This is a genomic window from Hominilimicola sp., assembly GCF_046972485.1.
Lineage (GTDB): Bacteria > Bacillota > Clostridia > UBA1381 > UBA1381 > Hominilimicola > Hominilimicola fabiformis.
Map to the genome: position 1 here is coordinate 1 of NZ_JBKVWU010000068.1, position 11,742 is coordinate 11,742.

Genomic DNA, 11,742 nt, shown 5'->3' on the forward strand with positions numbered 1-11,742 from the left:
TAACGCATATACCATGTTTATCTCTAATAAACCACTTATTGCAGAAATCAACGATGGTGCCGAAAACGTTTCATTAAACGGAAAAAATGATACAACAACACTTCAAACAAAAGCTTTCCCTTGGAATGATTATGCGGGTGAAGTCAAGTATTATTCAACAGATAACAGCATAGCTGTTGTTACCGATGACGGTGAAGTTATTCCGCTAAGCAATGGTAATGCAAAGATATACGCATACTATCCAAAATACAGAATTGACGACAGTATTGATGTTCAAGTAACAGGTATAGAATCAGATGAACCTACTCCTACACCAATTCCTACTTCAAAACCAAGCAGCAGTGGCGGCGGAAGTTCTGCAAAATACGGTATTTCTTCTGCAAACAAGACATACGACAACGGAAGTATGAATATATCAAAGAAAAATGCCGCATTGGGTGAAAACGTAACGGTTAATACAAAACCGAATGACGGTTATGAGGTTGATACTGTAACAGTTACTGATTCAAAGGGAAATGTAATTGAAGTTACAAAGACAGCCGACAATGAATTTTCATTCGTAATGCCAGGAAGCCAAGTAATCGTTGACGTAACATTCAAAGAAATAAACGACTCTCCGCAAAAAACACCTACACCGTCCAGCAAAGACGATTGGTGGTTTGATGATGTTGCAGAAAATGAATGGTATTATGCCCCGATAAAATCCGCATATGACAACGGATTAATGAGTGGTGTAAGCGATACGGAATTTGCTCCTGATACAGATATTACGAGAGGAATGTTTATAACTGTTCTTCACAGAATTGACGGCGAAACAAAATCCGATGTTGATTATAACTTCACTGATGTAAATGAAAATGATTATTTCTCAAATGCTGTCGCTTGGGGCAGTGAGAATAATATTATTTCAGGTTACAGCGACACAGAGTTTGCTCCGAACGATAATATAACTCGTGAGCAGATGGTATCGATTTTAAAGAGATTTGCAGAATATAAACAAATTGACACTTCTATAATTGATACACTCGACAGTTATTCAGATACGGAAGACATTTCCGATTATGCTGTTTCTGCTTTCCAATGGGCTTGCGGGAATGAAATTATAAGTGGTTTCACGGATAATACCCTCCGCCCTAAAGCAAATACCACTCGTGCCCAAGCCGCAGCTGTATTTAATAAAATATACACTATAAAATAATATCATAATAAAAATATGCACCTCCAAAAGTGTCTAACTTTTGGGGTGCATATCATTTTAGACTGCCTTTTATTGCACCGGTTTTATTAAAAAATGCAGAATATCGGTTGAAATACAACAGTATTCACGTTATAATTACAGTATATATAATTATGGGAGTGTGCAAAAATGAACGCAGAGAATAAAATGGCATATAGACCTATAAACAAACTGATATTGCAAATGTCTGCCCCGCCGCTTATTTCGATGTTTTTACAGTATTCATACAACCTTGTAGACAGTATGTTTGTCGCAAAAATCAACGAACAGTCACTAGCCGCAGTTTCGCTTTCATTTCCGATTACTACACTTATGAATGCGTTATCTATTTGGATAGGCGTCGGCGTTAATGTTTTGATTGCGGGATATTTAGGTCAGAACAAGCAGAAAAAAGCCGATTCGGCGGCAACACTCGGACTTCTGTTGTCTTTGTCCGTCGGTGTGGCAGTAACCATAGCAACGCTTTTTATTATAAAACCCTATTACGCTACATTCACGCAAAATAATGAGATTTTTAAATACGGATTGCGCTATATGAAAATCTGTGCGTATATGCAGATTCCAAATATGGTACATATCGCAATTCAAAAAATGTTGCAGGCAACCGGTAATATGATTGCACCGATGTGGTTTCAAATTATCGGTGTAATGTTTAATTTTATTTTCGACCCATTGCTTATTTTCGGTGTCGGACCGTTTCCGGAAATGGGTATTGCTGGTGCGGCACTCGCAACAGTTTTGGGATACACTCTGTCAATGCTGATTGCATTGATACAGTTGTTTTTCACAAAGCAAAAAGTTAAGCCGATTCTAAAAGGCTATCGCTTTGATGCGCAAATACTCAAAATGCTCATTTCATACGGTTTACCATCTTTTATAATGAACGCATTAGGTTCTTTCATGGTAAACTTCGTAAATGTATTTTTAGTAAACTATTCCGATACGGCGGTGGCTTTTTTCGGAGCATATTTCAAGGTACAACAATTAATTGTTATGACAGTAAACGGTCTTATACAAGGCTGTTTGCCGATTATGCGGTTTAATTACAGAGCTAAAAAAGAGGCTCGCTTATGGCAAACTTACAAAATCGGAACACTCTTTGCAACAATTATGATGTTTGTAGGAACATTTTTGGTTATGTGTTTCCCGGATGAAATACTTTCTCTTTTCTCTGCATCACAAGAAATGCGTTTATTGGGCATAACTGCAATGCGTATAATGTCTTTAGGGTTTGTATTCAGCGGACTTTCTACAATGATTGCAACATATAAACAAGCAACAGACAAAGTTGTACCGAGTATTATTATTCAACTTTGTCGTCAAGGTGTTTTGCTGATTCCGTTAATGTGGCTGTTAAATCATACCTTACAAATTATCGGAATATGGATTGCGTTTCCTATTACCGAATTGCTCGTATGCGTTTTTGCGTGCTTGCTTATGCAAAAAGAGAGAAAAAACATTCACACAACGAAATAGCTTTCTATGCTCACCATAGAAAGCTATTTTTTATTAATTCAAATCAAGACTTGCTACCCAACTTTTCACTGTACTTTCAGATGCACTTGACGAAAATCTCATACCGTTAAGCCAGTTTCCGCCTTTTGCGGAATCTCTCAAAAGAGTTCCGCTTTGACCTATCCCGGAGCTTGCGGATGTACAGAACGGAATAACCGTTTTATCGGTAAAGTCATTTGCCGTAACAAATCCATTTACGGGCCATGCGGCAACTCCCCACCAGATAGGATAACCTACGAATACGGTATCATAAGAATCCCAATTCGGCGGTACTGCGGATACAAGTTCGACATTTCTTTCTTCGGGATGTTGATATTCATACACAACACGACTGCTACTGTTTGAATAATTCAAATCAGCACTTGTGTACGGATTTTTCGGTACAAGTTCAAATATATCTGCACCGGTTTCCTGTGCAATATAATTTGCAACTCTTTCTGTATGACTTTGAGCCGAAAAATACACAACAAGAATTTTCCCTTGAGTATCTTCTTCAAGATTTTCACCTTGATTTTTTTCACCTACGATTATATTTCCGCTAAGCGGTTTCATTGTATTCGTATTATCCCACAAAAACAACTTATCACCGTTTTTTGCATTAATATTATACGTTCCGTCGGATACATTCAAAATTTCCGTACTGTCCAAAACACAGTCTGTATATGATGCGTGTAATAAATCGGCACTGCCGTTTAAACCGTTTATCGTAAGCGTGCCGTCCGAATAATTCATTTCAGCCGCATTTGCAAATGTTGTGCCGACAACGCACATCATCATTACAATTATGAAGCCTATTATTTTTTTCATAATTAATCATAGCCTTTCCGTAAATATTAATATTTATAATTCGGTGCTAACAGCGACATCAGCTCTTGTTCGTGATTATGTACAAGATATGTTTCATTGTCAAAAATCATAACAGCCGAATTACTTCTCGTATATGGTTCCCAATCAGGTATTCCGTCACCGTTCGGATTTCCCGTTTTAGCAAAATTAATCCATGCACTGCTCATAATATCCGAAAGTTTTTCTGCTTCATCTCTGTCACCGCTTACGCTTACCTTATCAATATTGTTGAACACAAACGGTATTTCAGCAGTATGATACGATGTTCCCCAACTGAATACATATGAATATACCGGTGCACCGTTTTGGTCAGCCTTATGTGCGGTAAGTTTTAAAATCGGTAATCTGATAAGTGTATTATCCACATACAGTGCCGAAGTATCGGATTCATTAGGATATGCCTTTTTAAATGCGGCAAGCACTTCTTGTGCTTTATCGCCGTAAGTATCTGTAAGACGTTTATTTAATTCTTCTGTACTCAATTCTTCATTAGAATTTGCCATAGGGTTACCCATTACAGTCCATTCATTTAGATTAGAGCCAATCAAAAGAGGAATATCCTTGCCTGCCTCGGAAAAGCCGTCTTCAGTAACGGGACTTGTAGGAAGAAAATCACCGTCAATAACCGGCTCCCATAAAAGCGAATATCCGTTTACAAATTCCTCATATATACCCATTTCCTCGGCAGCTTGTACAAGTGCTTTATCGGATGCAGCGGTTAAATCTTCGTATGAAACATTTTGCAGTTCTTCAATTCTGTCAGGTGTAATTCCCAAATTATCAAGAGTAATCTCTGTTACTCTTTGACTTGCCTTTAAGTCGGTAAACTTTGCGCCCATATTCTCTGTCGCTCCGCTTTCGACAATACCTTTATTGAACAATCCCTTTGCATACGGACTTGTCATAAGTGCAAGCACCTTTGCACCGCCGCCGGATTCACCGAATACGGTTACATTGTCGGGATCACCGCCGAATTGGTCAATATTATCTTTTATCCATTCAAGAGCGGCAATAATATCTGTCATTCCCACGTTTGTCGAATATTTATATTTATCTCCGTATGCCGACAAATCCAAATGTCCCAAAGAATTTAATCTGTGGTTAATCGAAACAACTACAACGTCGCCTTTTTTACTTAGATTTTCACCGTCATATGCAGGACTTTCTATTGACGAACCTGTTGAAAATCCGCCGCCGTGCAGCCATACCATTACGGGACGTTTCTTTCTGTCATTCACACCTTGAGTCCATACATTAAGATTTTGACAATCCTCGCTCATTGTCGGCAAATTATTGCCGCCCGACTGTGGTGCTATTTGACCGTATGAATATGCAGTTTTAGTACCGTCCCAACTGTCTGTTTTATGAGCCAGAACAAATCTTTCATCTGCATTCGCATAAGGTATTCCGTGATATGTATACGTTCCGTCTTTTACATATCCTTGAACATTTCCCGAATCGGTTTTAACTACTGCCGTATTTCCGCCTGCTTGTACGGAATTATATTCTTCATCGGTTACGGCTTTATCCCAAGTTATTTTGTCATGTCCCGGATTACCGTTTACGGCAATATAAGCAAACTGTTCATTTGCTGCACCGTGCCAATGCTTTACTCCGGGTTTTGCTTCTATGACATCTCCGGCTTTTACAACTCTTACATCACTGCCTTCTTCTTGATATAAGCCCGTTCCGTTTGTTACGATTATGAGTTGACCGCTCTCGTGAGAATGCCAATCTGTTCTTGCACCTTTTTCCATAGTGTAGTTATCAACCTCAGGGCAATTAAATGTTGTTTCGTTCTCAACAAGCTTGTTTTTGTACACTGCACCGCTGTATCCCTTTTCATTTAACAAATCTCCCTTTGGGAACATTATATCGCTCTTTTCACGAATAGTTCCGTTTGCACGAGCCTCCTCTACTGCCGCATTATATTCATCGTCTGTAACTTTATCAAGCCAATTTGTTGTTCCGACACCCGGATTTACGCCTATTGCAATATGTGCAAACCAACTGTCGTTTATAGCAGAATGAAAGTGCTTTTTACCCGGTGGAATAAGAATTACATCACCGGCTTGCATTAATCTTGCAGGCTCGCCCTCCATTTCAAACACGCCGACGCCCTCTGTCACAAGTAAGATCTGACCGCCGTCATGATAATGCCAATCAGTTCTTGTGCAAGGCTCAAAAGTTACTTGTCCGAATGCAGGTATTTTGGTTTCTTCATTGTATTGGGTAAGCCAGTTCATATATGACGTACCGGTAAATTTAGGTGATGCGGGGTTAATATCACCCTTTGCGAATACGTTTTCTATATTATCCGCATTTATAATACTCACTGTTTGGCTGTCTTGATTCCACATAACCGTATATCCGAAACTTTCTGCGATAAATCTTATCGGCAGCATAGTTCTGTCGTTAATGATTGTAGGTGCAACGTCAAGTGTTTTTTCTGCACCGTTGAGATAAGCGGTATTTGAATCTATTGTAAGTTTTATTTCTGTATCGTTATATGTAAGAGTTGACGCTCTTGTGTTTTCGTCCCATTGGACTTGTCCGCCTATTCCCTCTACAAATGCACGAATAGGAAGTAGTGTTCTTTCGTCTTTGATTACCGGCACAGTATTATCATCATCTATATTTTGTTCTTTGCCGTTTACGGTCATAATAGGGTTTCCTATTGTCATTGTTACTGTTGTTTTAATTTCCTGACCGCTTTGTGTATCATTGTCCTCCAGTGCCGAGGATAATGACGCTCTCATATTAAGCGTTCTTAGGAAACCGTTATAAGGTGCAAGCAAAAGCGGAACGGCAAGCATATTATCCTTAGTAAGTCCTGCATCAAGTCCCTCCGAAACCTTTGACGGTATCTCGCTTTCTCTGCCGCCTTGTGCCGACATAACCGCAATATCTATTAAAACTTGTGTTGCTTTATCGTCCGATTTCGGAATATCGGTATTATCAATAACGGCATTTACCGCATTTATCAATATTTCTTGTGTTTGACTGTCAAGATTGTTATTTACATAATTGTCTGTATCATCAGTCTTAAAGTGCGACATGATTCCGAGCAATTCTTCACTGTCACTTTTATAATTTGTCTTTATTGTATTTGTAGGAATTGACGGCTCTGGTTACGGTGACTCAGACACTTCATTTGTATTGCTGTCAATAACATCAAGGGCAAGCTGTGTTTTTTCTTCACCGTTATATTTTTCGTTGAGCAATACCGCCGCACGCAGCATATCCTTTGAGTGACCTACACTTAGATTACCATTAATATGTCCGTTAAGTTGTCCCGCACAATTTCCGTTTCCTACGATTGTGCAGAATGTAAGAAACTCTCTTGTATATAATGACAATCCCGTACGATTGTAAAAATCACCGAAACATATTCCCGAAAGAAGCTTTGTTTGCAGCTTCAAAGCGCCGTCCATATCATCGGTTATCGTTCCTATCTGCTGTCCGAACAAATATCTTTGAGTGGCAAGTCCCTCGTCATAACGTACATCTTCACTTGACGTTATTCTGCTTGAATATGTAATATCCTGCCCCAAAGCCTTCAATGCGGTATCGGCTGCGTCCAACGCTTTTGCCGCTCGTGTAAATCCGCAATATGCACCGCTGTGGTATATTGATTCTTTTATCTCTGTGGCTGTAAGTCCGCTGTCAAGTGCGTTTTTAACTTCTTCCGCAATTTTGTCATAATCTCCGTTTGCAGTAAGCGTAACAAGAGATGACATATGTTGCAGTTTGACATCCAAATTATCATTTATAAATTTCTCTTTATCTGTTGCACTCATAGTTGTATATGTCTGTGCCGAAACATTAAATGAATTATTTGAAGTGTTTCCTACGGCAAAAGCATTAATTGCCGAACTTGCAATCATTGCCGCCGCAATAATAATTGTTATAATTTTCTTTGACATAAATTTGACCTCCTATGATTTATCTTTATGTGATTTATTCACTGTAATAATTGTAGCATAAACATTTTATATACAGAAGTATCGATATGTTCTTCGGTTTAAACCAAAAGGTTATAACCGAAAATAAAAAAGGATACAATGTGTTTTGCCCCATTGCATCCTTTAAAACTTATTTGATTTTGTGTCCCCAAAAGACATCTGACATTTTTATTGTGTTCAATGTTTCATCAATTCGTGAAACTTCTTCGTCGGTAAGCAAAATATCAGCCGCACCGATATTTTCTTCAAGTCTTTGTAGCTTTCTTGTTCCCGGAATAGGTACAATTCCTTTTGCCATCATCCACGCAAGTGAAATTTGTGCGGGAGTGGAATATTTCTCTGTGGCTATATTATTTAGCATATCCAAAAGCTCTTGGTTATCTCCCTTAAACTGCGGCATATCGCTTCTGTAATCATACACTTTATCAAACACCGATTCTTTATTGTATTTTCCAGTCAAAAAGCCGTTTGCCAACGGACTGTGTGCAACAAATGTGATTTGCAGTTCTTTTAAAACAGGCATAAGCGGCTCATAATAACGGTACATCATAGAGTATCTGTTTTGAATTGCCGTAAGTGGACATATTTTATCCGCACGCCTGATATGTTCCTCATCCACTTCGGAAATACCCCATGCACGAATTTTACCTGCTTTTATAAGGTCACTGATTGTTCCCGCAACTTCTTCTACGGGTACGTCGGGATCAAGTCTGTGTTGATAATACAAATCAATATAATCTGTACCCAATCGTTTCAGCGAGCCGTCAACACTCTTTATAATTGTTTCGGGTCTGCTGTCGGTTATAAGTTCGGTATTATTATGCTTTACTCCGAATTTTGTCGCTATAATTACCTTATCACGATAATTCTTTAGTGCTTTACCGACAAGTTCTTCATTAGACGCAATATCTCCATTTTCCGTTGTTCCCAAATAACATTCCGCAGTATCGAAAAAAGTTATTCCCATATCAAATGCAGAATGTATCAATTTTATCATTTCATTTTCATCTGACGGTTTTCCGTAAGCATGAGTCATCCCCATACAGCCTAATCCCAACGCAGAGATTTTAATTTCACCGTCACCTAAATTTATATATTTCACTTTAAATTCTCCTACAAAGATATTTATTTCAATTTTTCTCCATCTTTAAAAGCATTTCCGACTTTTTTACCCAATTCATAATATCCGTGGTGGACTGTATCATATGTTATAGGGCGGAATTTATCAAGCGAGATTTCACCGTCATCTCCGAGTATTTTTTCATCTGCGTTAACATTGACGATTTTACCTAAATACAAACTGTCCTCCACTACTTTGATTAACTCACATTCCAAAGTCAACGGTAATTCGTTTATAATCGGTGCGTCAACAAATTCACTTTTTGTTGTTGTGAAATTCGCCTTTTTCATTTTATCTTTTTCGGTTTTTGCCGACACTATACCGACATAGTCGCATTCCGTCATATGCTCTGTATCGGCTATACTTACCGTAAAAGCCTTTCTTTGCATAAGATTATCTGTTGTCTTGTGACTTGATAAATCAATAATAATCTTATCCATACCTACAATACCGCCCCATGCGGCATTCATAGCATTGGCATTTCCGTTTTCATCATATGTGCCGATAATCATAACCGGCTGCGGATATAAATACGGCTTTGCGCCAAAATTCTTTCTCATTGTTATAACCTCCAATAATTATTTTTCCAATCCGTCTACCCAAGACTTAACGTCATCTTCACTTGCACTTGACCTAAATCTCATACCGTCAAGCCAATTTCCCGTACCTGCTTCTTCCTCAAGAAGTTTACCACTGTCACCGATTTCCGAGCTTGCAGATGTACAGAATGGAATAACTGTTTTACCTGTAAAGTCATTTGCTTTAACAAATCCGTCTGTCGGCCATGCGGCAATTCCCCACCAAATAGGATAACCGATAAATACCGTATCATATGTATCCCAATTCGGTACAGTTGTTGAAGCAAGCTCTACATCTCTTAAGCTTTCATCATCATGTTCTTTAACAACACGACTGCTTTCATCTGTCCAATCCAAATCATCAGCCGTATATGGCTCGACAGGCTGAATTTCAAAAATATCCGCATTTGCCGCATTCGCTATATATTTTGCAATTTTTTCGGTAGTTCCGCTTGCCGAATAGTAAACTACCAACGCTTTACTACCGTTCGTCTGATTATCGGGTGCTATTGTTGGCTCTGTTGTTACAGTTGGATTTAAAGTATTGCTTTTTATTGTGATCGTTTGAGTGCCCTGCTCCCATTCAACATCAAATTTAAAGCTTTCTGCAATAAATCTTATCGGTAACATTATTCTGTCGTTGATAATCTGCGGAGCGGTATCAAGGGTATTTGCATTATCATTGAAATATGCGGTTTCACTTCCGATTGTAAGTGTTATTATGTCGTTGTTGTATTCAAGCATTGCTGTGCTTGTATCACTGTCCCAATTAACACTTCCGCCCATTGATTCAATAATTGCTCTTACCGGTACAAGCGTTCTGTCACTGACAATAGTCGGAGCTGTACCGTCATCATCAATATTCTTTTCCTGACCATTTACAGTCATAACGGGATTAGCGATTTGCATTGTAAGCAAAAATTCATTGTCTAACGCTTGCTTATCGCTCTCTGCCGCCGTACATCCGGTAATGAATGCAAACATAAATGCTAAAGTCATTAAAATCGAAATTACTTTTTTCATATTCGTTTATCTCCTTATCTTATAAAATTAGTGAAAACAGGTGTTTCTTGTTTTGGTAATTCAACACCGTTTTTCATTGCTATATCCTTGCATTTAAGCATAAATGCCATATTACGTCCCAAAACTCTCATTGTGTATAATCCCTCTAAGTCCTACTTTACATCTTCCGGCTTAGCACCGTGTACCATATTCCAGTATCTCGATGAAACAATAGGCATTTCTTGAATGGTAAAATATTTATTCATCTGATCAAAAGTTGCCGTTGTTCCGGCACGTCTTGCAGATATAACGCAAGCCGCAGGTTTCATATAAAATGTTTTGTTTCCGTTTCCGCAAAAATCAGAGTAAAACAATCTGTCCATAAATGATGTCATTGCTCCGCTTATTCCTGCATAATGCACGGGTGAGCCGAATACAAATCCGTCACATTCTTTCGCTATTTCACGAAACTCATTTACAGTATCGTCAAATACGCACTCACCTTTACTTACACACGATTTACACGCAATACACCCCGACAAAGCTTTCGGACCGATCCAAAATATTTCCGTTTCAATCCCTTCTTCGTTCAGTGTCTTTGCCACCTCACAAAGTGCGGTATATGTACATCCGTTTTTATGCGGACTTCCGTTTACAAGTGCGACTTTCATATTAATCTCTCCATTTCTTCGACAAGTTATTTTACGTTTTCCTTTATCCAATTTTCAACGTGTTGTGCTATTTCTTCACTGTTCTTTTCTTGGAACATAAAGTGTGAATTTCCCGTTATTCCGACATCAGGAAGATTTACAACAGTACAGTTTCCGCCGTCTTTATTGTAGCTTTCCGCAAATGCCACTGCACCGTCACGCACGCTTTTCCAGAATGATGTTGACTGAATATCTTCCGGACCGTTATCGATATAATCACCGAAATACATAACTATCGGAATATTTGCGGCAAGTAATGTTTTATATTGTTCCGAACCGATTTCAGGAGCTCCGCCCGGCTCGATTGCAACGATTGCCGCTACATTTTCGGGATTGACATTCCAACCGACTCTGCCGCCTTGCGAATGAATTACATAAATGCTCTTTTTGCCCGTCATATCTTTAACGTCTTGCATAACTTCATCCATAGCCGCAACATTTGCTTCCATATCAAAGCTGCCTGTATTCGGTGTCATTTGACGGAAGAATTGGTCTTGTGCCTCCTCACCCTCAGGGAATTGTGAGCCCTCATAACGCTCCGGTGCAACTCTGCCTATTCTGAAATGTGTGTACCATGCTTGGTCACCCGGCATATATTCTTTAGAATCTTCCGACCATGTATCAATACTGTCATTCGTCATTGAAGCAGTTGCTCCTGCCTCACCGCGTCTTGGTTGGTCTACCAAAAATACTCCGTGTCCTTTTCTTAGGAATGATGTTGACCAACCCTCACGTCCGTCAGGTGTTGTCATCCAACCCATTCTTGACT

9 protein-coding genes and 1 pseudogene are annotated in these 11,742 nt (G+C 39.0%); 2 read left to right on the forward strand and 8 right to left on the reverse strand.

What is annotated here, in order from left to right; all coding sequences use genetic code 11:
- The coding region (locus ACLTU0_RS07920; protein ID WP_412321954.1) for an S-layer homology domain-containing protein at positions 1 to 1,198 on the forward strand (1,198 nt) is incomplete at its 5' end.
- Positions 1,199 to 1,366: 168 nt separating this feature from the next.
- Positions 1,367 to 2,713 (forward strand): MATE family efflux transporter, encoded by a 1,347-nt coding sequence (locus tag ACLTU0_RS07925; RefSeq protein ID WP_412321956.1) that lies wholly within the window; start codon positions 1,367 to 1,369, stop codon positions 2,711 to 2,713.
- 33 nt (positions 2,714 to 2,746) lie between these two features.
- Here the strand turns inward: ACLTU0_RS07925 and ACLTU0_RS07930 are convergent, their stop codons facing one another.
- From ACLTU0_RS07930 to ACLTU0_RS07965, 8 genes and pseudogenes are all read right to left on the reverse strand, one after another.
- Positions 2,747 to 3,559, reverse strand: coding sequence for a flavodoxin (locus tag ACLTU0_RS07930; RefSeq protein WP_412321957.1), 813 nt, complete (start codon positions 3,557 to 3,559; stop codon positions 2,747 to 2,749).
- Between the two features lie 26 nt (positions 3,560 to 3,585).
- Positions 3,586 to 6,657 carry a carboxylesterase family protein gene (locus tag ACLTU0_RS07935; RefSeq protein ID WP_412321959.1) on the reverse strand — a complete coding sequence of 1,024 codons (3,072 nt, stop codon included), beginning with the start codon at positions 6,655 to 6,657 and terminating at the stop codon, positions 3,586 to 3,588.
- 72 nt (positions 6,658 to 6,729) lie between these two features.
- Positions 6,730 to 7,524, reverse strand: a complete 795-nt coding sequence (locus ACLTU0_RS07940) for a carboxymuconolactone decarboxylase family protein (RefSeq protein WP_412321961.1) — start codon at positions 7,522 to 7,524, stop codon at positions 6,730 to 6,732.
- A gap of 169 nt (positions 7,525 to 7,693) precedes the next feature.
- Positions 7,694 to 8,665 carry an aldo/keto reductase gene (locus tag ACLTU0_RS07945; protein WP_412321963.1) on the reverse strand — a complete coding sequence of 324 codons (972 nt, stop codon included), beginning with the start codon at positions 8,663 to 8,665 and terminating at the stop codon, positions 7,694 to 7,696.
- 23 nt (positions 8,666 to 8,688) lie between these two features.
- Entirely contained in the window at positions 8,689 to 9,243 is a 555-nt protein-coding gene (locus tag ACLTU0_RS07950) for a flavin reductase family protein (protein WP_412321964.1), read from the reverse strand.
- An 18-nt stretch (positions 9,244 to 9,261) separates the two neighbouring features.
- Positions 9,262 to 10,284 (reverse strand): flavodoxin, encoded by a 1,023-nt coding sequence (locus tag ACLTU0_RS07955; protein ID WP_412321965.1) that lies wholly within the window; start codon positions 10,282 to 10,284, stop codon positions 9,262 to 9,264.
- A gap of 14 nt (positions 10,285 to 10,298) precedes the next feature.
- Positions 10,299 to 10,934, reverse strand: a pseudogene (locus ACLTU0_RS07960) (flavodoxin family protein).
- 26 nt (positions 10,935 to 10,960) lie between these two features.
- A partial coding sequence (locus ACLTU0_RS07965; protein WP_412321966.1) for an alpha/beta hydrolase occupies positions 10,961 to 11,742 on the reverse strand: 782 nt, incomplete at its 5' end.

Excerpts from the sequence above, each read along its gene's own strand:
- ACLTU0_RS07925 (WP_412321956.1), top strand. The coding sequence starts at position 1,367 with ATGAACGCAGAGAATAAAATGGCATATAGACCTATAAACAAACTGATA.
- ACLTU0_RS07940 (WP_412321961.1), bottom strand. The coding sequence starts at position 7,524 with ATGTCAAAGAAAATTATAACAATTATTATTGCGGCGGCAATGATTGCA.
- ACLTU0_RS07955 (WP_412321965.1), bottom strand. The coding sequence starts at position 10,284 with ATGAAAAAAGTAATTTCGATTTTAATGACTTTAGCATTTATGTTTGCA.
- ACLTU0_RS07950 (WP_412321964.1), bottom strand. The coding sequence starts at position 9,243 with ATGAGAAAGAATTTTGGCGCAAAGCCGTATTTATATCCGCAGCCGGTT.
- ACLTU0_RS07930 (WP_412321957.1), bottom strand. The coding sequence starts at position 3,559 with ATGAAAAAAATAATAGGCTTCATAATTGTAATGATGATGTGCGTTGTC.
- ACLTU0_RS07935 (WP_412321959.1), bottom strand. The coding sequence starts at position 6,657 with ATGTCGCACTTTAAGACTGATGATACAGACAATTATGTAAATAACAAT.